Below are 22,469 nucleotides of genomic sequence, written 5' to 3' on the forward strand. Positions count from 1 at the left end.
TATCTGTTGCAAGACCCTAAACGGTTCATCCCCGCGTGGGCGGGGACCAGCCTCACTGACGGCATTTGCGATCACGGCAGCCCGGTTCATCCCCGCGTGGGCGGGGACCAGAGAACACGCAAAGACGGCCGCCACAATGGCGACGGTTCATCCCCGCGTGGGCGGGGACCAGACCTCCGGGCCATCGACCTCCGGGCCATCGACCGGTTCATCCCCGCGTGGGCGGGGACCAGGCCGAGTATGAGCGCGGATTGTACGCCGGCGCCGGTTCATCCCCGCGTGGGCGGGGACCAGGCGCTTGCCCTCAGTGATAGCGGCAGCCGTGCCGGTTCATCCCCGCGTGGGCGGGGACCAGCGCTGTCGGCCCTCGGTGTCAACCTGATGACGCGGTTCATCCCCGCGTGGGCGGGGACCAGTGGCGTGCAAGGTCCGGTGGGATCAATCCCGCCGGTTCATCCCCGCGTGGGCGGGGACCAGGAGTCGGATAGACTCTATGATAGGTTTTCGCGCGGTTCATCCCCGCGTGGGCGGGGACCAGATGGGCGAAGAACGCAATGACAAAGAATTGGGCGGTTCATCCCCGCGTGGGCGGGGACCAGTCAGGTTGAGGAGGTCGTCAGAGGTCATGCGGCGGTTCATCCCCGCGTGGGCGGGGACCAGGGTTCTCAGGGGGAGGATGTCGGGGATAAGGCCGGTTCATCCCCGCGTGGGCGGGGACCAGGTTCGGGTTTGACAATCAAAGCCGGTTCAGGGTCGGTTCATCCCCGCGTGGGCGGGGACCAGACCGTCAGGCGGCGGGTGGACACGATGGCAGCCGGTTCATCCCCGCGTGGGCGGGGACCAGCGACGCGATACCGGGGAAAAACCGGCTGCGCTCGGTTCATCCCCGCGTGGGCGGGGACCAGAATAGGTAACACCAAATGGCTAACCCTCCCCGCGGTTCATCCCCGCGTGGGCGGGGACCAGTCGCCGCGCGCCGAAACCTTAACCGGCGTGTGCGGTTCATCCCCGCGTGGGCGGGGACCAGATCGTCAAGGACTTCGACGACGTGCCTGAGGGCGGTTCATCCCCGCGTGGGCGGGGACCAGTCCATCATCTCTATTTGCCACACGGCACGCCTCGGTTCATCCCCGCGTGGGCGGGGACCAGGAAGAAAATCGGCCAAGGTCTGGCAGAGGGCGCGGTTCATCCCCGCGTGGGCGGGGACCAGGGCAAACATCGTTGCGTGTCTGGCTATGGAGCCGGTTCATCCCCGCGTGGGCGGGGACCAGTTGTGGTTGTCCATCAGCTCTGGGTCCGCGGTCGGTTCATCCCCGCGTGGGCGGGGACCAGTTCGTTTGTGGATGGCGGAACCGGGAGGAACGCGGTTCATCCCCGCGTGGGCGGGGACCAGTTCCGCAGGTCAGGCCAAGACGGTTGAATCGTCGGTTCATCCCCGCGTGGGCGGGGACCAGCCCTGGCCAGCGCTATCGGACTCGGATTCACTCGGTTCATCCCCGCGTGGGCGGGGACCAGACAATCAGGTGGAGCTTGCCGCCATGCTTGGCCGGTTCATCCCCGCGTGGGCGGGGACCAGGCCTTCGACCTCAGGGCCTTCGACCTCAGGGCCGGTTCATCCCCGCGTGGGCGGGGACCAGCATTAGTCGGCAGGTCAAGGAATCCGTCATGCCGGTTCATCCCCGCGTGGGCGGGGACCAGCTCAGCGCGCTTTCATAGCTGACGTCGTAAACCGGTTCATCCCCGCGTGGGCGGGGACCAGGGCGCGGCATCTCGTCCGGCCACTACAAGGGCCGGTTCATCCCCGCGTGGGCGGGGACCAGACACGATTATTTACACCACACACGTCAAACGCCGGTTCATCCCCGCGTGGGCGGGGACCAGGCGCGGCTGACCGGGCCGGATACACCAAGATGCGGTTCATCCCCGCGTGGGCGGGGACCAGATCGCCATTGCGTCCCATTCCTCTTGCAAGGCCGGTTCATCCCCGCGTGGGCGGGGACCAGATCAGGCAGGCGGCGCTGATTTGTGCAGCGCGCGGTTCATCCCCGCGTGGGCGGGGACCAGCCCTCGAGGGCCCGGTAGCGCTCGATGTCGGGCGGTTCATCCCCGCGTGGGCGGGGACCAGCGGGATACCGCAATCGAATTGGGTCACTGTATCGGTTCATCCCCGCGTGGGCGGGGACCAGTCGACCATCTCCTGCGGCCAGGCGGCAGAAGTCGGTTCATCCCCGCGTGGGCGGGGACCAGGCTTGGGACACCGGCGGCGAAAAAGAGGGGTTCGGTTCATCCCCGCGTGGGCGGGGACCAGCGGCATCGAGATCGACGGGTGACGGGTGACGGCGGTTCATCCCCGCGTGGGCGGGGACCAGCGCCATCTGTTTGGCAACCGTCCACCGACTAACGGTTCATCCCCGCGTGGGCGGGGACCAGTTCCAGCGACTTGATAGAATCCGCCGTGTGGTCGGTTCATCCCCGCGTGGGCGGGGACCAGGTGGTTTTGCCGGTCCCTGCCGGGCCGACTAGCGGTTCATCCCCGCGTGGGCGGGGACCAGCCCAGGGTCGTGAACCACCGCAGCTCCCCAGGCGGTTCATCCCCGCGTGGGCGGGGACCAGTCGTTCGAGCTGATCAACATGGCCATGACGTTCGGTTCATCCCCGCGTGGGCGGGGACCAGGCGGTCCCGGTCGTACCAGCCCTGACAAGGGTCGGTTCATCCCCGCGTGGGCGGGGACCAGCCACCCCAGACACAGACACCGAGACACGTTCGCGGTTCATCCCCGCGTGGGCGGGGACCAGGGGTTAACCCAGCGATCGCTTAAGCGCTTTTGCGGTTCATCCCCGCGTGGGCGGGGACCAGGACGGCGCGCCACATCGGGTGGCGTGCTAGGTCGGTTCATCCCCGCGTGGGCGGGGACCAGCTCGGAGACTACAAAATGACGAACGTTAATACCGGTTCATCCCCGCGTGGGCGGGGACCAGGATGAACGACGCGGGCATCTGCGTCGACCTGCCGGTTCATCCCCGCGTGGGCGGGGACCAGACGCTGGTCGTGAGATCGCAGCGAGGCGCAACCGGTTCATCCCCGCGTGGGCGGGGACCAGATACGCGCCGTCGATCCAGCGGCGAGCAGCAGCGGTTCATCCCCGCGTGGGCGGGGACCAGTATTTCAGAAAGCCGCCCACAATCTGACACGACGGTTCATCCCCGCGTGGGCGGGGACCAGGGTTTGCCCGTCGCGTGGTGCGGTGCTGATGTCGGTTCATCCCCGCGTGGGCGGGGACCAGCTCGAACCCTCGATTTGTGACATTAAATCGCCCGGTTCATCCCCGCGTGGGCGGGGACCAGTTAGTCATTTGTAGTCTCCGAGAGTAAAAAGCCGGTTCATCCCCGCGTGGGCGGGGACCAGTCCGGGCGTCAACGTTGTGGCCAGCGGGCGCGCGGTTCATCCCCGCGTGGGCGGGGACCAGTCGCAGCGAGGCGCAACCTCAACCGGCGTGTGCGGTTCATCCCCGCGTGGGCGGGGACCAGGCGCGACAGCCCAACGTGTGGACAAATTGTCGCGGTTCATCCCCGCGTGGGCGGGGACCAGCCGGCCAGCCCTAGCCAACTCGATATAATGCTCGGTTCATCCCCGCGTGGGCGGGGACCAGGGTTCGCCGCTCACCGTTGCGGCCAAAATTGACGGTTCATCCCCGCGTGGGCGGGGACCAGTTCCCCCTGATTTGTGCACTGTGTCAGTATGACGGTTCATCCCCGCGTGGGCGGGGACCAGCCTGCGACTGAGCCTGCACTGTCAAGAGCCTCCGGTTCATCCCCGCGTGGGCGGGGACCAGGAAGATGATATGCAATCAGTTCACGATTCAGGCGGTTCATCCCCGCGTGGGCGGGGACCAGGGGTTTGCGGCATAGGCCGGAAAGGTATAACCCGGTTCATCCCCGCGTGGGCGGGGACCAGGGCCGATTTGTTGCCGATCATGGCAACAAGAACGGTTCATCCCCGCGTGGGCGGGGACCAGCACTGGCCAGTGCTATCGGACTCGGATTCACTCGGTTCATCCCCGCGTGGGCGGGGACCAGATTTGCGACAATAAACCGCTGTTTGTCGATTGCGGTTCATCCCCGCGTGGGCGGGGACCAGGCGGCGCCGGGTCAGTCCGTTGAGGACAGCCCCGGTTCATCCCCGCGTGGGCGGGGACCAGGCCAGTAGCGGATGAACATCAGGGGCCGCACGCGGTTCATCCCCGCGTGGGCGGGGACCAGGTGTAGGAACCGCAGTCAAAAGTTTTATTTGCCGGTTCATCCCCGCGTGGGCGGGGACCAGACATGCTGAAAGCTATTGAAAGCGTGAAGAATTTACAATGTCAAAGATTCACCAACATTCACCATTCGTTCCTGGCGGTATTTTGATACCTTAGAACAGTGGTGCGTTCGGATCCCTTTGCGGCGGCATAAATCTGACGAGTGTCAGGCCATCGAAGTCCGCGGGTTCACGACGGTTGGAGCCTACGGCTTCAAAAGCGAATCCGGAATCGGTGGGTGCGCTCCAGGCTATCACCGCATTGCCATCGCCGATCATCTGGCTGACTTCTGACCATATACGCTCGCGCATGCGGCGCGAATAGACCCCGACATAGACACCGGCTCGAACTTCCGCCAGCCACAACGCCAACCGTCCGCGCAGTCGCGGTGGTGCGTTTTCAGTTACGATGACCATCATCGCCGGAAGCCTCCTGGCGCGGGATCGCGGGCTCTGCCGCTTCGGGTGCATCTTCAGCGGTGTCAGGTGGGGTCAAACCGCCGGCCAGTAAAATCTGTTCTATGTCGGGAATAATCTTTTCCAGCAGTCCGAATTTGCGAAACATATCGCGGCAGGCGATGCGCACCTGACGTTCGGGCTGGCGTTGGTCGGTCGAGCCTCTTTCGATCTTGGCAGCGGTTGCAAAGGCAATGGGGACGACCGTTTCAAACTTATAGAGGTCGGCAATATCATAGACAAAGCTTTGCGGTTTGCCGCGATGCAGAAAGCCTATGGCCGGGGCATAGCCTGCCGCCAGTATGGCCGCTTCACACAGACCGTATAGACAGGCCGTCGCCGATGACAGGCAGCGATTGGGGATATCGGCGCCGCCCCAATCGCTCTGGTCATAGTTGCGCGCCTTCCACGTAACGCCGTGCCTTTGGGCCAGGCGTTTGTAGATTTCACGCACACGTACGCCCTCCATGCCTCTGAGCTGATCAACGCTTCGGCGGGCGGGGGGATCTTCATCGAAGCGGCGCCGATACATTTCGCGCACGACATTGAGACGTGCGCCATCATCGAGAGCGTTGCGCGCCTGAAACAACAGCTTTTCCGCCTTCGAACCCCCGGGCTGTCCAGCCGCATAGAGCCTGACACCGCCTTCGCCGACCCAGACCAGCAGACACCCGACCTGGGCGCACAGGACAACCGCGGCGTGGGACACCCGCGTGCCCGGTTCGAGCATCAGGCAGGCCAGGCCACCGACCGGGATCTGGACCCGCACGCCGTTCTGATCGACGAGAACGAAGGCGCCGTCGATAACATCAAGTTGGCCATATTCCAGAAAGACGATCGCCGAACGGTCTTTGAGGGGGATCGGACGCAGGGGGATATAGTCGGGCGTGGCCATCGCCTATGCTCCCAGGGGCCGCAGCAGCAGAAGCCCAAGTCCGAAGGCCTTGCCGTGACCAATGCCCGACAGCAGAGCCCTTTGCAGGTGCACGGGATCGCTAACGGTCAGGACGCCCTCGGCGTCAATCACCGAAATTGTCGCCGGCGTTCGGCTGGCTTTGCGCGGCGGATGGATTTGGGCATAATCCAACACCTGACTATAGGCAGGATCGATGACGGCGCCGCACCGGCTCAGTTTCTGACCCAGCCAGTCAAGCGCTACAGTTTCGCGCGCTTCCGCGGTGAGCGCGCCACCGTTGTCGCGTTTGGCCCGCATCAGGACATCGACCCGCAGGCTAGGTTTGCGGTCCGCCTGGGAGACGGCGATCGTTGGATTGACGCGCAGGCCAAAGCCATAGCGCTGGCCGGTCGATACAGATGGCGCGTAGGGTTTGGTCCTGATCTCCCAGACGCGGTCGTCGAACACGGGTTGGCGCTCCGACACGATCAGGAACCGGCCGCGCTCGGACAGGCGAAAGATGAAATCACGTTTTGCCTCGGGATCCTCGGCAAACAGTCGCCAGATCAGGCGGTGTCCGCCGTCCAGCTTCGGGTCGTCGTGAGCCTGACGGGCGAAGGCACGGGCTTGCTGGGTATCATGGCGCAACTGGGCCAGGGTAAAAAAGCTCATGCCGCGTCCTCCGCAGCCGTACCGACCGGGATATCCGACCATTCCAGACGGCCCTCGCGGCGGTCGGAAAATTGCCAAAGCGCGCGGTTGCGCAGGCCGTCGCGGCGCAGGCGAATTTCCTTGGCATCCGCCTCTTCGACAGTCAGCCCCGCCTCGAATTCGAACCACACCCGGGCTGAGTCCAGGCGCGGCGTTTTCAGAGCCAGGCGGGTAACCTCCTCAACCGCGTCGTAGGCGCCAAATCCTGTCAGCAGTCTGTCGCAGGTCAGGCGGCGCGGACGAGGTGGAGCGCTCAGAGGGCAGGCCTTGCGTCCCAGATAGGGCGCAAAGACCGGCCGTTTCAAAGCCGCCTCGACGCGGGTAAGGTCGGCATTCTGATCCGGCTTTTGCCACAGAGCGACCGTTGAAACCGACTCCAGGCGATACATCCGTTCCGACAGGACGGTGTTGAGGTCATCGGCCACCAGGTCATTTTTGCGGGTGCTTGTGCTCGCGCCGGCCTTATGAAGGCGTTTGCGCGCGGCTTCGGTCGGGGTCTGGGCGGTATGGTAATCACGCAGGGGATAACCAGGGCTATCCAGACGCACGGCAAAGCCAAGTGTCGCATCCAGGTCCAGCAACGCGTCATGATCGTCGCGGGTGAAGCCCATCGCACCGGCGACCAGCCCGAGGACTCCGGATTTCGACGGCGCGTCCCACAGGCTGCGGCGTTCGCCGACCGTGATGTCGCCAAAGGCAGCCATCGGACCGCTTAGGCGAAACAGCAGATACTCGCGGGTCATGGCTCTAAATCCGATCGATCACCGCCTGGGCGGCGGTAACGAGGTCGCTCAGGGTTTGCGACTCCGGATCTCCGACCGCCAGAATGTGGGAGTCGAGCTTCTCGCCATAGGCCTTGGCGAACCCCGCTTTCAAATCGCTAAGTCGGGACACGGAATCTGCGAAAAAGTCGTTCTTTCCGTCGGCACCCACGGGGGTCTGAAATGCCGAGGCCAGGCTGCGCGGGGATTCCTCGCCGATTTCTTCGAGTACGTAGCTGGCTTTGGCGCGGCTGGCGAACGCGTTCTGCTTGCCTGTCGGGCTGACTGTGGTGACCGAGCGTATCAGGGCCTCAAGTGTCGCCTTGGCCAGCGGCTTGTCGCCGGACAGGTTGGCCACCAAAAGATTGGCATCGATGCAGACATACAGATAGAACAGTCCGGCGCCGTATTGCTGGACGCCAATAAAGCCGGCGCCGCGATCCTGGTCCTGATCTGCATTCTTGATGTCGTCGACGGCTGTATAGTAGTCGTCTTCTACGGTCACGCGGTGGGTGGTAAAGGCGTGGGCTACCTGAACCGCCGCCTCGACATTAAAGCGCGAATTGTCGGCCAGCATCCGCCCGAACATGGCGATGTCGGCGGCGCGCGGCTTATCCTTGAGGACAGTCAGGCCTTTGAGATCGGGCATATCAGGCCCGGACAACCGGTCGGCCAGGTCGTTGAGCAACGACAACTCGTCCGGTCCCAGATGCACCAGTTGCTCGGTCCGTGCCTGACCTTTCTTTACCTTGCCCAGCTTGTCATTGTCGATGACGGCTTCGGCGCGCTTGATGGCGTCATCAGGGCGCAGGCCGCGTGCTGTTAAGGCCTTGACCAGGGCCTCGGCAAAGGCGGTCGAACGCGTGCCCAACGCGACGGGCAAGAGATCGGCGAACACGTCCGATTGGCGAAAGGCGCGCTTAAGGCTTTGGGACGAGATCCGCAGGCGCTCGGCGCCGCCGAATTTCAGCGTCTTGGGCTTACCCGTATCGTCGCGGTTCAGATTCGCGGCGGCATAGGTGGTCAGGATATGAAGTTGAATAAAGTGTGACATGACAGGTCCTATTGGAAAAGAGATCAGGCTTGCGCCGGTGCGGACGCGAGTTCGTGGCCATGGCGGTCCAGGCCGTAATACCGGCGCGCCCATTCGCGGCGGATCTCGGGCTTTCGCCGCCACAGATAGAGCGAGGTCGCCAATTCGGCGGCATCGGCCTCGCCCTTCAACAGGGCAGCCATGCGTCGTGCTTGTTCGAACAAATCGCCCGTCGTTTCGGCCCGCATGAGGCTCAAGAAAGCCGTTGGGTTCATCCTTGGCGGATCGCCGTGTCCCAGGGCTGCGGCCGGATGCAGGCTGGATCGATCGCGGATATGCGCCAGGACGTAGGCGCAGGTCACCAGATCGGCCTCGTCTTTTGGGCTGGGTTTGATAAGTTTATGAAGATCTCTGAAGGCGTCGATCCCCATCGCTGCCACCACGTCGGGCTCACCACCATCGCCATCCTCGATGAGGCTGATACGGCGCAAATGCGCCATGTCGGCGCGTTTGCGGTTGAGGCCGTTATGGCTGGGGTCGGCCAGTTCGCGCCACCATGTGTCGAATTTCTGTTTCAGATCGCTCATCAGGCAACCTCCTTCGTGGATTTGGCTACGACCAGGCCCAAGGCAGTGCGTACCCGGTTAAAGCCGTTGTTCAATTGACCTCGCGCATACAAAAGCCGCCGGGGATCGGTATCGGTCAGACCGTCGATATCGACAAAAGCATCGAACACGGACACCGAGGTTCGGCGAAGGAATTTCAGCCAGGCTTCGCGAAGGTCCAGGTCGGGCTGATCGCTTTGCGCCCGTTCCAGCATTTCATCAAGCTGGCGTTCGAAGTCGCCTTGTGTTTCTTGCCACACCTGTTGCGCCGGCGTTTGCAGGGCGTCCATCGGCAGGGTTTCGGGCAAGCGATAACTGCCGTCGCCTTGCTTTTGACCATAGAGCGCCAGCTTGCACGCAAAGCGTACCGCTTTCGCGGCCTCGTCGGCGGCAGAAATCAAGGCTTGCAAGGTGGCTTTCAGGGCTTGGTTATCGACCGGCACCCAGGGCAGACGGGCATCCAGCCATTGCCGGGCCTTCATATTGTCCATATCGAAGCCAAAGGCGATCATGCCGTCATTGGCCAACTCGCCCTTGACCTCCAGCCGTCGCGCCTTCCACAGCTTGACGCTTTCGGCGGCATCGCCATTGAAGCCCCACCAGGCCAGCCAATCGCCATAGTCGGATGGCCCGGAATTGGGGTGCAGCGGCAGGGCACCGGATTTCTTGTCGTTGCGATAGGGCGAAAGCGGGTGAAGCCATCCGACATAGTTGGCGCCGTAGTTTTGCGTACGGTATTCCAGTACGACGGGGCCGGTTGCTTCGCTCAGGCTGCACCGGCCGTCGGCGAAGATCAGGCGGAGGCGGCGCGGACAGGCGAAAAAGCACAGGCCCAGCGGCTGATCTTCCGGTGTCACCATCGCGTCCTTGACCGACGTACGTGTTGGGCTGATCCACGGAAACAGACGCGACGGTTCGATGGTGAATTCCCCATCTCGCGCCGGGACATTGGCCCAAAGGCGATCCCACAGGGTAGCCACGGTTTCGCCGGTGCGCAGGGGCGTGACCAGGGTCGTAAGGGGGCCGCCGCCGCGCAGGGAGGTGCGGTGTCCCGCGCCGCCTGAGGGCGCATAGGTTTGCAAGGTGATCAGCGCCGCCGTCGCATAGGGCAGGCCAAGCGCTGTCACCGTATCGCGCTTGATAAACAGGTCGGAATTGTTTCTGAGGGCGTTTTCACCCGGTGCTTCGATCAAGAGCCCGCTAACCGGTTTTGGATCCTGCGCGGCCAGGTCGTCGAAGTCCTGAAAAGCGCGCGGGCCGTCGCCATCAAGGTTGAAGGCGGGCGAAAAGGGCGACAGCTTTTGTAGCAGGGTGTCGGGCGAAGGCGGGCTGCGGAAATGTTCGGCCCAGTCGTCTTCGTTATCGCAGGCCAGAGCGATAAACATCAGCCCGATCAGCAACTCGGTTACGGCGGCGTTCCAGTCGGGCCGCGGAAAATCCAGTGCCACGATCGGATCGTTCAGAACATCGTTGGTGACATCGCACGGCCGGATTTGGTCGCGACGTCCCGAACGTCGCCGGACTTCCAGCCAAGGGTCGTGCAAAAGATTAAAAGGCATGAGAGCACCCTGACAGCGTTTCCCCGCACGGCATCATGATTCTGCGAATTTTCAACCAAATAGACGTTCCTATAGGGTCAGGCCGCCTAAAGTTGAATAGGTGGCGACGCGCTCCCGACCTTTCTGATCCCTGATCCGACCATGCCAAACGCTGTCTTCCCGCGCCGTCATGGCCAGAATCGGCGGTGGATCATAGCGTTGCGGCCATCGGGCTTGCGCGGTGGCTATGGCTTGTTCACAGACAGCGTCGGGCGCTAAGGTCTCTGCGCACAAACCGCCCCTGATCGTTATTTCCGACAGCCGCCAGCGCAGATGCGGCGTCTCAGCCGTCGCCCATGGCGCCAAGACGCCATCTGCCCATTTGGCCAATCTCAGTGTAAGCGTCGGCTCCCCTAACCGCGTTGGTGTCCGCGTATCCGAGTCCCACGCGCCTCTGCCGCGTTCGAAACCTTGGGTCGGATCGAGAAAATTCAGCCGTGCTACGGCGCTGTCGGCCTGGCCCTGGCTTTCTGCCTTCTGGCTTTGCGCCTCCAGCGTCGGCGGTATATCGAGATCGTCGCCGAAGACCGGCTCGATCAAGTCGCGGGGTGAGCCCGATTGCAGCATCAATCCGCCGGCGCGCGTAATGACCCGCATCGTGCGCCAGAGTTGGCCGACATTGGGGTAGACATATTGCCCCTTGGGGAACAGCGCGCTGTACCAGGTCTCCGTTGCGTCGTCGTTGGCTTGCGGCCCCACCAGCCACAATTGTGGTTCCGACCGGCCTGGGCGATCATGGCGGTGAAGCCGCCCGGCGCGTTGAATCAGCAAATCTATCGGGCACAGATCCGTGGCCATGTAGTCGGCGTCGAGGTCGAGCGATTGTTCGACGACCTGGGTGGCGATGATAATCTGGCCGCGTCTCGTGTCGGGCGTACTCTGTTTACCCAGTAAGTCCAGGACCCTGTTTTCGCGGGAGATCCGGTCGCCAAGGGTAAAGCGGGCGTGAAACAGGTGAACGGTCACGCCTTCGGGCGCGGCCGCGCGCAGTTGATGGAATGCTGTCATGGCGTCGGCGACTGTATTGCGGACATAGACCGCGCAGGCGCCCTCGGACGCTTTTGACAGCAAATCCGCCATGGCCGAGTCCGGGTTGTCGAAACGACAGATGCTGAGATCCCGTCGCGTTCCGCGCGCGACGTCTACCGGTTGTTCGATCAGGACCTTTTCGCTGTTGATATGCGTCACCAACGGGAAGGCCTGGGACAGGCTCGGCGGTTGTGGTGCGCCGAACGCCTTTATGAATCGGCCCTTTAACTTTTGGGTCAGGGTGGCGGACAGGATTATGGTCGAGCCGCCCAGGGCGGTGTGGAATCCAATCAGCGCTTCCAAGCCCTTGTTCATGTAGGGATCGAAACTGTGCGCCTCGTCGATCACCAGGACGCGTCGAGACAGGGCGGCCAGTCGCAAGGCCTGATGGCGAACGGGTAGGACAGCCAAGAGAGCCTGATCCACCGTACCCACCCCGATCTGGGCCAGGAAGGTCTTTTTGCGGTCCTCGGCGACAAAGGCAGCGCAATGGGCTTCGGCGGGAAGCTCATTGGCGCCTTTGAGCCCAGGGTGAACATGGCCGCTGCCAAGCGAGGCCTGAAATCCCATATTCAGATCGCGGGCGCTATGGGCCAGAACCAGCGATGCCTCCGGACCGTCGGCGAACAGGCGTCTGTAACCCTGCCGCACCCGCTCATACAGCCCGTTGGCTGTCGCCATGCTGGGCAGGGCCCAATAGAGGCCTTCGGCCGCCCCGCCCTGCATCAGGCGGTTGGCCAGGATAAGCGCGGCTTCGGTTTTTCCGGCACCGGTCAGATCCTCGATAATATAGAGATTTGGCCCTGCGCTGGGGGCTTGGGCCTGGGCCCAAGCCTGAAGCGGGGTGGCTTGGGCTTCAGGGCCCAGATAGGTGGAGAGATCAAAGGCCGTGGCGGCCATGGCCTCCGCGAGGCGGGTTTCGCCCAGCGCATTTTTGGCTTTCGCGCATGCCCGGGGCCAATAGGACTCAAGGGTGAAGGCTGTATCTTCGTAGGGGAACCAATCGTTCTCGACGTTGGAACCGATCCAATCGGCCAGCGTAACCAGGCCGGCAACGCGCCAGGTTTCCGATGTGCGCGCCGTCTTGTCGTGCGCCTGAGATGAAGCGGGGCCCAACAAGACCATGACAGCCTTGATAAAGTCCTCCACCGCCTGCCGGCTTGTTGCGGACATCACATTGCTGAGTTTGACCCCGTCCTCTACAGGGGTGCCGTGATGCGAGAAGGCCGCGTGTAACCAGAGGTCAAAGCCCTTCGAAACCGAGCGGGCGTAGTGTTCCGTCCACAGGCAGTAGCCGACACGGCCGTGGTCGTCCGTCGCCCAGGCCTGTGCTCCGTCAGGCGCCGATTGATGCCCCAGCCTGGCCGCCAGGTCCGGCACCTTGCACTGGAAGTTTTCGGCAAACTTGCCAATGTCGTGTAGCGCGGCCACCAGGACAAGCTGGCGAAGGGTTTCGTCGCGGCCCAAGCCACAACTGCGGCTAATGGCATTGAGGATTTGGGGGCGCAACTGCAACAGGGCCTGCATGGCCGCGGCCACGTCAAGACTGTGATAGGCGAGGGGGTGCCAGTCGGTTTTGGACGTTTCTGTCGGCCGCGCCTTACCCCAGAAGTCTTTGATGTAGTCCATTCACGTGTCAGGCTCGAGATGTTAGTGGACCGATAGCACGCTAGCATCTTGGTGCCAAATACGGATCAGGTACCCATTCGATCGTCCTGGCAAAGTCACAAGTTGATTACACCCATCTATGCTTTTTGAACGTGCTGCCGGTTCTCAACGGCGGTGTGACGATGGCGTTTGACATAGCAACGAATAAGATGAGCCATTTCCTATGGTCATGAAGTATGACTTTAAACGACGCCTGTCGATTCAGGAACGCCTTCCCATCTGTCGGAAATGTTTTCCAACGAAGGCGTTCGACCAATCGCTAACTTCGCGCATGTCGCGGGTGTCAATATCGTTGTTTCGCTTCGCCACAAGTCGCTTTAGCTGCGCCAACATCTCAGGTGGAAGTTGCCCGCCGTCGCGCATTCTCAAACGCTCTTCGTTCATCATGCGTCGCCCTGGGGCTTGCTCTTCTTCCGCGCCAGGATGCCGGTAAAGCTCAGAAGCAGTTTGTCGTCGCAGCGCAATTCACCGCGGCCGAAGATGACCGTCCGGCCGGCGCGGGTGATTTCGCCCGTCGCGACAATGATATCGCCCTCGCGACCCGGCGCCTGAAACTGGGCGTCCAGTTGCAGAGTCACCGCTGCGCCGTCGCCCAGGTGCGGTATGGCGAAGACGAACAGTGATGTGTCGGCCATAGTCAGCAGGCAGCCGCCGTGGACGCTGCCGCCGCCGTTCAAATGGCGCTTTTCCGCCTGGAAAGCGACTTTGACACTGGCGGGATCGGAGGTGTCGTAATAATAGGCGCCAATCAGGCCATTGAAGGTGTCGCCCGGTTCAGCCCTGAACCAGCCGGCAAAGGGACCTTCGGTGACGGTCGTCAGACTTGCCATTTTACCCACTCCGGAGTTCGCATCCATGTCCCAACTGGCCGAAGAGACACTTTTGGCGCTCTTATCGCAGGTGCGAAGCCACGAGTCCATCAGCCCCAACGACGTTGCCAAGGCGATAAGCGCCGAAAACTGGCAGCGCGAACTACCCAAGGTACGGGCGGTGATTGTCGGTCTGGCGCGCCAGGGCCGGATCGAGGTTGTGCGCAAGGGCAAACCCGTCGAGCCGGAAGGATTGAAGGGCATTTATCGCGTCAGGCTCGTTCCCAATAGTTAGGAACTTGAGGGAATCGCTCTAAAGGCAATAGGTGGTGTACCGTTTGCGCCGCTACAGTCTTGCCATTTTATGCATATACCTCATCTAAAATGGTGCGGTCACCAGAGCGGGATGAGTTTTGATGGACTCAAAACCCCGCTCTAAGTTTTTGTTTTGTCGCGCAATTTTTCCGAAAAGTGGTGTCCACTTTATCGGATTGCGCTCTAGAAGGCTTGCGAAAAGAGTCCTTAACCCCGATGCCGAAGGCTAAACAGACATCTCTCAGGGCTGACTTCGCGGTAGATGCCGGTGAGGGCGGAGGGGCAGTTCTGCGTCCGAAGGGGAACTGGATTGTTACCCACATCGAGGGCCTGGGCGAGCGCCTGCGCCAGGCGCTGAAACCCTATGAGACCCTGACCGTCGACGCAAGCCAGCTCGAAGCCCTGGATACCGCCGGCGCCTACGTCTTGCGCAACGCTCTGAATGAACGACTGCAAGGTGAGATATTCACGGGTCAGGAAAACTTTGCCCGCCTGTACGGTATCGTCGGAAGTCACGCCGTGCCCATTTCGCAGTACGCGCGCGAAAATCCCGAGCCGACCAAGCTCTGGCTGCATCCCTTCTACTTCGGGCTTGTCAAGCTTGGCAAACTGGCGACGCGGTTCAAGACCGGCTTCATGGCACAGTCAGTCTTTATGGGCCACATTATTGCCCAGCTGATGATGTCCGTGGCGAAGCCGGGGAGCCTGCGCTGGGCGGCCCTGGTCAATGTCATGCAGCGCGCCGGCATCGAGGCCATTCCTATCGTCCTGATGACCAGCATCTTTATCGGTGGCGTTCTGGGCTTTATCGGCGTGTTGCAACTGAATCAGTTCGGCAGCGGCATCTTCGCCATTGATATGGTCGCCATGTTTGCGCTGAGAGAATTTGCCCCGCTGGTGACGGCGGTCCTGCTGGCAGGGCGTTCAGCGTCGGCCTTTGCCGCCGAAGTCGGCGCGATGAAGATGAACCAGGAGATCGACGCCATGCGCGTCATGGGCATAGATCCTTACGAAGCCCTGATCATACCGCGGCTCATCGCCCTGGTCTTCATGTCGACCTTTATCACCTTCCTGTCGACCCTGGGCATGCTGTTCGGCGGCATGTTGGCCATCTGGAGTACGTTGGGCGCCGGACCGTCGACCTTCCTCCAGCGCGTCCAGGACTATGTGCCCTTCTACAACTTCTTCGTCGGCATCGTCCGTCCGCCGTTTTTCGCCGCCACCATCGCGATCGTCGGCTGCTGGCAGGGCATGCAGGTCAAGGACGACGTGCTCAGCCTGGGCCGCCAGGTCACCACGGCCGTGGTTCAGTCGATTTTTCTGGTCTTCATGCTGGATGCCTTGTTCGCCATCCTCTTCAACGGGTTCACGATGTGATGAGCGAGGAACCCCAAGATATCGAGACTCCGGCGCAAGACAGCGGCAAGGCGCGCGACAAGCTGAGCCTGAACCACGTCGCCAAGCCGAAGAGTGGCCAGGGCGATGATCCCGTCGTCATCGAAAAGCTGAACAATCGCTTCGGTGACCACGTCATCCACCAGGACCTCGACCTCGTGGTCAAGCGCGGCGAGGTTCTGGGCGTGGTCGGCGGCTCGGGCTCGGGCAAGACGGTGTTGCTCAACTCGATCCTCGGGCTGCAACGGCCGCTCAGCGGCGAAATCCACCTGTTCGGCCAAAAGCTGATGGACGCCAAGCCGGCTCAGGCCCAGGCGATCCGCGCCAAGACGGGCGTCCTGTTCCAGAGCGGCGCCCTGTTCTCGACCCTCAGCGTGGCCGAAAACATCATGACGCCCATCCTGGAATTCACGCGTCTCAGTCCCCGCGAAGCGCGCTCGGTGGCGCTGCTCAAGATGTCGATGGCTGGCTTGCCGCTGCGCGCCGCCGACCTGATGCCCTCGGAACTGTCGGGCGGAATGATCAAGCGCACTGCATTGGCGCGGGCGTTGGCGGTCGATGCCGAACTGATCTTCCTCGATGAGCCGACCGCCGGCCTTGATCCCATCGGGGCGGCGGCCTTCGACGAATTGATCCGCGGTCTGGCCGACAGTCTGGGCCTGACGGTCTTTATGATTACGCATGATCTTGATAGTCTCTATGCCATCTGTGACGAGATCGCCGTTCTGGCCGACCGTCACGTTGTGCTGAAGGATCGTATCGAGGTGTTGGAAAAATCCGATCACCCCTGGATTCATGAATATTTTCATGGCCCCAGAGGGCGGGTGAAGAGGTAAGGAGCTACGCTATGGAACGCCAGGCGCACTATGCTTTTGTCGGTCTCGTCACCTTTGTTATGGCGCTGATTCTGCTTGGCTTCACCTTCTGGTTCATCAAGTTCGACTTCAACCAGGATTACGGCGTCTATGACGTCGAATTCAACCAGCCTGTCGACTTTCTGAACAAGGGGTCAGAGGTCCATTTCAACGGCATCAAGGTCGGTGAAGTGATCTCGCTGCGACTGGGCAAGGCCAATACGGCTCAGGTTTTCGCCCGCATCAAGCTGGAAAGTGAGACGCCGATTCGTGTCGACTCGATTGCGACCCTTCAACCCCAGGGCATTACCGGCCTGCTTTACATGCAGATATCGCCCGGCACAGCCAGTTCCCCCTTGCTCAAACGTCAGCCGGGCGGCCCGCCGCCCGTCATTCGTTCCGAAGAAAGTGCCCTGGCCAAGTTGCTGCAGGGCTCAGGGTCGGTGATCGAAAAGACCTATGAAAGCCTGGATCGGGTCAACCGTCTGCTGTCGGACCGCAACATCAAGACCTTTTCCGCTACACTCGACAACCTCCAGAGCATCACGGCCGATATCGACAGCCGCCAGCAGATGCTGGATGATGCGCACGAGGCCATCATCAGCGCCGGCCAGGCGGCCGATGCGGTCACCCGGCTGGCCAACTCGACCGACGGCATGATGAGCGAGAAGATGCCGGAGACGCTGGAGAAGATCAACGTCGCCACCGAAAAGCTGGCCAGTGCCGCCGACCGGGTCGCTGTTCTGGCCGACTCCGTCAAGGCGCCGGCCGATCAAATCAATACCCAGACCTTGCCGCAGATGCAGGAAAGCCTCGAAAACCTGAACGAAGCCTCGGAATCGCTGAAACTGCTGGTCGAGTCGGTGCAGCAAGATCCGCAAGGCCTGGTCACCAAACCGGCCGCCAAGCAAAGAAAGGTGAGCGAATGAGACGCTTCCTCCTCCCCCTACTGGCCACAGCGGCCCTGGGCCTGAGCAGTTGCATCACCTTGTTCCCCAAGACGGATCCGGTGCAAATGTACCGCTTCGCCTATGACGCCAGCCTGGTCGAAACCCCGCCGGCACAACTTCAGGGCGTGCCCGTAGCCCTGTCTGTCGGGGCCATCGTCTTCCCGCCCGGCAGCGCCGGCGACGGCATCATGACGGTTGAGGACAACGAGGTGTCTTATGTCGCCAATTCGCGCTGGGCGTCCGGCGCGCAGGCGCTGTTCAGTGAAGCGGTCACCGCCGGCTACGCCCGCAGTGGCGGCAATATCCGCCTTGACACGCGTGGCCGGTCAGCGGCGGCCTATCGCCTGGATGTGGCGGTGCGCAGCTTCGAGACCCGCTATGTCCGCAACCGGCCGGTGGTTGTCGTCGCGCTTGACGCCCGCATTATCCGTCAATCCGACCGGGCGGTCGTTGCGTCGCGCTACATCACACGTGAGGCCCCCATCCGCCGTAACGACCTGTCGATGACGGTGGAAGGCTATAACCTGGCGGTGACTCAGTCGGTCGGCGACCTGATCGGCTTTAGCCGGGAAACCCTGTCGCCCCTGGCGCCGCCCATGACTCCGTTGACGGACATGCCCAAGGACGGCAAGCCGAAGGTCGAGGGGCTGTAGAGGCTACAGGCTTGCGCGGCCCGTCGGCGACAAAGTTGCCGGCAACCTCGGGCTGTCTGCACCTGACACCTGACGTTTGCCACAGGCGTCGTCCAGGGTTTGCCGGTGGGTTTAAGCTTCCTTGGGCCGAGGTGAAGCGAGGCCACGTTGGTAAAGGCGGGTTACGCCTTCGAGCAGGCACGGAGGTAAGGATTTGGGAAACAGGTGTTCTCAACAATGATTTAACTGTCAGCCGGGTGATGTCAGCGCCTCTGATCATACTTATTCATGTCACACTTTGGCGGTAGTTACGTCACATAAACAAAGGATGACATGATGTTAAAAGCCCTTGCTCTCTCCCTGGCGGCCACACTTGTTGGCGGGACTTCGTCCTTCGCGCAAACCGCGCCAGTCGATGATGGCAGTTCTTACTACAGGGCTGCGCAAGCCGATCTCACGCATCGCCTTTCCGTCAAACAAAATGTGAAAAAAGCCAGGAACGTCATCATGTTCGTCGGTGACGGCATGGGCACCAGTACCACCACGGCGGCGCGGATTCTTGCGGGCCAGATGCGCGGCGTGGATGGCGAGTCCTATGTGCTGACTATGGATGGATTGCCTTATACCGGCCTGGTCAAAACCTACGCGCACGATAGTCAGGTCGCCGACTCTGCCCCCACCGCTACGGCCTTACTCGCGGGTGTCAAAACTCGTAATGGCGTGATTGGCCTGGACCACCGTGCTACCCCCAGCCTATGCAAAGACGCGGCCGACAAGAATGTCGTCTCCTTGATTGAATTGGCGGAGGCACAGGGGCGCGCGACCGGCATTGTGACGACGACGCGCATTACCCACGCAACTCCAGCCGCCGGATATGCCCACACGCCGGAGCGGGACTGGGAAGACGATAGCGAGCTTACCGATGAGGCCAAGGCCTCCGGCTGCGTCGATATTGCCCGCCAGCTCGTGGAGTGGAACTTCGGTGACGGCATGGAAGTTGTTCTTGGTGGGGGACGGCGCAATTTTATGCCGAACACGTCCGCAGATCCGGAATATGCGACGGTCAAGGGCAAGCGTAAAGATGGTCGGGACCTCATCAAGGCGTGGCAAAAGCGTTACAAACGCGGAAGCTATGTCTGGGACGCTAAAGGCTTTGCCGCGCTGGACCCTAAAGGCCAAGGGCCGGTTCTTGGATTGTTTGAGCCCGACCATATGCAGTATGAGCTTGATCGCGCAAAGACTGGCTCAGGCGAACCATCGCTCGCCGAAATGACGCGGTTTGCTATCAGCCGCGTGCAAAGCCATCCGAACGGGTTTGTGTTGCTGGTTGAGGGTGGTCGCATCGATCACGCCCACCACGCCGGGCAGGCTGGGCGTGCCCTTGCCGATACAGTCGCTTTTGATGATGCCGTGCGGGCGGCCCTCAGCATGGTCGATCCAGAGGAAACACTTATCATCGTGACGGCTGATCATAGCCACGGCCTGACCATTAGCGGCTATCCGGCGCGCAATAATCCGATTTTGGATATTGTAAAAGATGGCGATGGCAAGGTGATGCCGGCGGGTGACGGCAAGCCCTATACCACACTCACCTACGCGACCGGCCCCGGTGCAAAGCCAGACGGCGCGCGTGACGATATCAGCGAGGTTCATACGGATGACCCCGATTATCGCCAACAAGCCCTGATCCCGGCCAGGTCGGCGGCTCATGCCGGTGAAGACGTGGCGGTGCGCGCTGTGGGGCCCTTTGCCCATCTTTTGCAAGGCACCATCGAGCAGAACCTGATCTTTCATGTCATCCTTCACGCGAGCCAGATAACGGCAAAAAACCCTTAAGGGGCCTGTTGCGTCAATCGGCGTCGAAGAGTGACGCCCTGTTTTGGGACGTTTGAGCGGCGACAGGCTGAGGGGTCTTCTTTGCGCTCCAGAGCGGTATGCGTTTTGATGGAATCAATACCCCGCTCTAAGTTTTTGTTTTGTCGCGCAATTTATCCGAAAAGTGCGTCACACTTTATCGGATTGCGCTCCAGGCGCCCCCCATGGCTCCTCGCAAAAGCTCGGGCGGCCAGAAACGCACGCTGGCGGCCTTGCCAACCCGCGATGTGTCAAGAATTACGCGGGTTGGTATAATTTGTAATGCCGGCCACGCAGCCGAAATTCAGAGGAAAGGTCTGATGGATGCATCTGCACTGCTGACCAGCCTGGGAATAACGCTGGCGATGTGGATCGTAGCCTCGACGACCTGAGCCTCGTCAACACCCCGGGCGCGCGATGCGTCGAGCGTCGAAGCGAGGCCCTCCAGCAAGGAACAAACAAGCGTTGCGGCACGGTTTGTTTCGTCGGGTGTAAGACCCGGGAACTCCCTCGCGATGATGTCGCTCAGGATCGACAGGTAAGCCATCATAAAGCTCTGGGTCGCGCGCTTTGCCGCCGGATCGTGAAAGGCCCGCGCCTGGATCATCGCCAACACGCCGCTCTCCCCGATGCGGCATGTTTCCGACACCATGAACCGGATCGCGACGCCGTAGCCGGGCGCGTTGACATTGGCCGCAGCGATTGCCCTCAGTCGCGCGCGATACCCTTCGATGGTGTGTGCGACGAAGGCCTCGAGAAGAGCGGCCTTGGTCGCGTAATGATACTGGAGCGCGGCCAGAGAAATCCCAAGCCGCTTGGCCACGTCGCGCATCGAGACGTCATCGAGCCCCGTCTCAAGCGCGAGTGCTTCCAGGCACGCCAAGGCCTGAACCGCCGTGTCTGCTTTGGGCCTTTGCTGATCGCTATTCAATACGCACGCCCTCCCAGCAACCAGCCCACATGAGCCGGATTGATCCATACACGCATGTCAGTTGACAGGCAATGCATGCCATGGCACCTGTCATGTGACAGGTATTCTGCTGTGCGCTGGAGGAAGCCAATGACAGGTTCAGTCTCGAAACCAGAATTTCCGCATTTCGATCCGCCGGTCGTTGGCGGCGGGTCAGTCAAGGACGGTCCCGTGGTTGACGCGATCATTATCGGCGCTGGTCTTGCGGGGTTGGCGGCGGCGCGTCACCTTATGCGAGATGGCGCCTCGGTAAGGGTCCTGGAAGCGCGCGATCGGGTTGGCGGTCGTGTTCAATCTGAGCGCCTCGCCAGTGGACACGTCATCGATTTGGGGGCCCAGCTAATCGGTGACGCCCAGACCCGCATCTCTGCCCTCGTTGACGAGGTCGGGTTGACGCGCGTGGCGCGCAACCCCGTTGGAGATACCGTTCACATGCCTTCGCCGGGTGCAGAGCCCGTGCTTGCCCGCGGCGGCAGTCTGCCGCTCTCATTGATCGGGAAGCTGGATGCGCTCCAGGCCCTCTGGGACTTCGATGGGCGCCTAAAGTCCTTTCGAACGGACATTGATCACCTCGACGCCATGACCGCGTCCGATTTTATCACGGACATGACGTTTACCCGCGCGCCCGCGGCCTTCCTGGCCGGCTTTATTGAAGGGGAATTGTGCGCCCCGCTCGACGAGGTCTCGGCCTATGAATTGCTGGACCAGAGCGCATCGGTCGGTGGCTTTGACGGCGAGCGCGCCTCCGCCGACTGGTATCTTTCCGAGGGTATGGCACCCGTTGCCGATCACCTGGCAACCGCCCTCGGCGGCGACCTGATTCTCAACGCTGCTGTGACAGAGATAGAACAGCACGCCGAATGGCACCGCGTCAGCACGGGTGCCGGGACCTACCGCGCCCGCAACCTTGTCGTCACCACCCCGCCACAGCTGTATGGAAAGCTGGGCCTTCTGCCACTCTTGCCGCCTGAACGCCGCGAGGTCCTTGCCACATACAGGCACGGCGAGGTGATCAAGACTATTCTCGTGTTTGAGCGCCCATGGTGGCGGGACCGCGGTCTCTCCGGCGATGTTTTCAGTCCCGGCAGCGCGTTCAATGCGGCGCTTGACGGATCGCCCGCGAATGGCGGCGTCGGCATCCTTGTCCTGTTCGCTACGGCCGCAACTGCCCGGCGGCTGAGCCAAACGCAGGCGGAGTGTGAACGGATATCAAAGGCCCTCGACTGGCTCCGGTCGCTTGGCGGTTCGCCTATGCCAAATCCAATCGCTGCGCGCTCGATAGACTGGAATGCCGATCCATGGTCGCTGGGTGGTTACGCCAGCCGTCGCCCAATCCGCGGCTGGTCGGCGACACCGGATCTCTTCGCCGCATCTCAGCGGGTTCACTTTGCAGGATCGGAAACTGCGACTGAGTGGCGATCCTTTATGGAAGGCGCGCTCCAATCTGCCGAGCGAGCCGCCGACGCCGTGCGAGGCGACCTCTCGACGTTGTAGCGCCCAGGCGAGCTTTGGGGATGTTGGGGAGTTTTGGGGGACATGGCGCGATTCCATAATCCCGCATGAGTAGTTTCCGAAACTGTCCCGCGCCGGGCAAAAGTCCTACCGCTAGTGAGCTGGTTTTGCAGTCCTTGCAACCG

The 22,469-nt window shown here is 61.9% G+C and carries 17 protein-coding genes and 1 CRISPR repeat array (1 of these 18 cut by a window edge); of the genes, 7 read left to right on the forward strand and 10 right to left on the reverse strand.

Annotated elements, in window-relative coordinates:
• Window positions 1-4,321: direct repeats of the CRISPR family, unit length 29 nt; unit sequence CGGTTCATCCCCGCGTGGGCGGGGACCAG (it extends 162 nt beyond the left edge of the window).
• 90 nt (window positions 4,322-4,411) lie between these two features.
• The 9 genes from cas2e to ABAC402_RS32965 form a co-directional block, all read right to left on the reverse strand.
• The gene (gene cas2e / locus ABAC402_RS32920; protein WP_031235719.1) at window positions 4,412-4,717 is read right to left on the reverse strand and encodes a type I-E CRISPR-associated endoribonuclease Cas2e; all 306 of its coding nucleotides are present in this window, start codon (window positions 4,715-4,717) and stop codon (window positions 4,412-4,414) included.
• Window positions 4,698-5,648 carry a type I-E CRISPR-associated endonuclease Cas1e gene (gene cas1e, locus ABAC402_RS32925; protein WP_023450084.1) on the reverse strand — a complete coding sequence of 317 codons (951 nt, stop codon included), beginning with the start codon at window positions 5,646-5,648 and terminating at the stop codon, window positions 4,698-4,700. Before cas1e ends, cas2e begins: the two co-directional genes overlap by 20 nt.
• A gap of 3 nt (window positions 5,649-5,651) precedes the next feature.
• Window positions 5,652-6,320, reverse strand: coding sequence for a type I-E CRISPR-associated protein Cas6/Cse3/CasE (cas6e, locus tag ABAC402_RS32930; protein WP_023450085.1), 669 nt, complete (start codon window positions 6,318-6,320; stop codon window positions 5,652-5,654).
• Window positions 6,317-7,102, reverse strand: coding sequence for a type I-E CRISPR-associated protein Cas5/CasD (cas5e, locus tag ABAC402_RS32935; RefSeq protein WP_023450086.1), 786 nt, complete (start codon window positions 7,100-7,102; stop codon window positions 6,317-6,319). Before cas5e ends, cas6e begins: the two co-directional genes overlap by 4 nt.
• 4 nt (window positions 7,103-7,106) lie before the next feature.
• A complete protein-coding gene (gene cas7e, locus ABAC402_RS32940) occupies window positions 7,107-8,174 on the reverse strand; it encodes a type I-E CRISPR-associated protein Cas7/Cse4/CasC (RefSeq protein ID WP_023450087.1) in 1,068 nt (355 codons plus the stop codon).
• A gap of 23 nt (window positions 8,175-8,197) precedes the next feature.
• The gene (casB, locus tag ABAC402_RS32945) at window positions 8,198-8,740 is read right to left on the reverse strand and encodes a type I-E CRISPR-associated protein Cse2/CasB (RefSeq protein WP_023450088.1); all 543 of its coding nucleotides are present in this window, start codon (window positions 8,738-8,740) and stop codon (window positions 8,198-8,200) included.
• Window positions 8,740-10,317 carry a type I-E CRISPR-associated protein Cse1/CasA gene (casA, locus tag ABAC402_RS32950; protein ID WP_023450089.1) on the reverse strand — a complete coding sequence of 526 codons (1,578 nt, stop codon included), beginning with the start codon at window positions 10,315-10,317 and terminating at the stop codon, window positions 8,740-8,742. The genes casB and casA overlap by 1 nt, the downstream gene beginning before the upstream one ends.
• A 69-nt stretch (window positions 10,318-10,386) precedes the next feature.
• Window positions 10,387-13,014, reverse strand: a complete 2,628-nt coding sequence (locus ABAC402_RS32955; RefSeq protein ID WP_023450090.1) for a CRISPR-associated helicase/endonuclease Cas3 — start codon at window positions 13,012-13,014, stop codon at window positions 10,387-10,389.
• A gap of 422 nt (window positions 13,015-13,436) precedes the next feature.
• Complete coding sequence (locus tag ABAC402_RS32965) at window positions 13,437-13,883, reverse strand: PaaI family thioesterase (protein ID WP_023450092.1); 447 nt, start codon at window positions 13,881-13,883, stop codon at window positions 13,437-13,439.
• Window positions 13,884-13,908: 25 nt separating this feature from the next.
• Here ABAC402_RS32965 and ABAC402_RS32970 point away from each other — a divergent pair, with 25 nt between their 5' ends.
• The 6 genes from ABAC402_RS32970 (at window position 13,909) to ABAC402_RS32990 (ending at window position 19,844) form a co-directional block, all read left to right on the forward strand.
• Window positions 13,909-14,157, forward strand: coding sequence for a DUF3253 domain-containing protein (locus ABAC402_RS32970; protein WP_023450093.1), 249 nt, complete (start codon window positions 13,909-13,911; stop codon window positions 14,155-14,157).
• Between the two features lie 236 nt (window positions 14,158-14,393).
• Window positions 14,394-15,554, forward strand: coding sequence for an MlaE family lipid ABC transporter permease subunit (locus tag ABAC402_RS32975; RefSeq protein WP_023450094.1), 1,161 nt, complete (start codon window positions 14,394-14,396; stop codon window positions 15,552-15,554).
• Window positions 15,554-16,408 (forward strand): ABC transporter ATP-binding protein, encoded by an 855-nt coding sequence (locus ABAC402_RS32980; protein WP_023450095.1) that lies wholly within the window; start codon window positions 15,554-15,556, stop codon window positions 16,406-16,408. Before ABAC402_RS32975 ends, ABAC402_RS32980 begins: the two co-directional genes overlap by 1 nt.
• Window positions 16,409-16,419: 11 nt before the next feature.
• Window positions 16,420-17,355 carry an MlaD family protein gene (locus tag ABAC402_RS32985; protein ID WP_023450096.1) on the forward strand — a complete coding sequence of 312 codons (936 nt, stop codon included), beginning with the start codon at window positions 16,420-16,422 and terminating at the stop codon, window positions 17,353-17,355.
• Window positions 17,352-18,029, forward strand: a complete 678-nt coding sequence (locus ABAC402_RS0120405; protein WP_023450097.1) for an ABC-type transport auxiliary lipoprotein family protein — start codon at window positions 17,352-17,354, stop codon at window positions 18,027-18,029. The genes ABAC402_RS32985 and ABAC402_RS0120405 overlap by 4 nt, the downstream gene beginning before the upstream one ends.
• A gap of 312 nt (window positions 18,030-18,341) precedes the next feature.
• Window positions 18,342-19,844 carry an alkaline phosphatase gene (locus tag ABAC402_RS32990; RefSeq protein WP_023450098.1) on the forward strand — a complete coding sequence of 501 codons (1,503 nt, stop codon included), beginning with the start codon at window positions 18,342-18,344 and terminating at the stop codon, window positions 19,842-19,844.
• 322 nt (window positions 19,845-20,166) lie between these two features.
• Here the strand turns inward: ABAC402_RS32990 and ABAC402_RS39300 are convergent, their stop codons facing one another.
• Entirely contained in the window at window positions 20,167-20,793 is a 627-nt protein-coding gene (locus ABAC402_RS39300; protein WP_023450099.1) for a TetR/AcrR family transcriptional regulator, read from the reverse strand.
• A gap of 129 nt (window positions 20,794-20,922) precedes the next feature.
• Between ABAC402_RS39300 and ABAC402_RS33000 the strand changes: the two genes are divergently transcribed.
• Window positions 20,923-22,326, forward strand: a complete 1,404-nt coding sequence (locus ABAC402_RS33000; protein WP_023450100.1) for an NAD(P)/FAD-dependent oxidoreductase — start codon at window positions 20,923-20,925, stop codon at window positions 22,324-22,326.
• The last annotated feature ends 143 nt before the right edge of the window (window positions 22,327-22,469 follow it).

Source organism: Asticcacaulis sp. AC402, assembly GCF_000495835.1.
Taxonomy (GTDB): Bacteria; Pseudomonadota; Alphaproteobacteria; order Caulobacterales; family Caulobacteraceae; genus Asticcacaulis.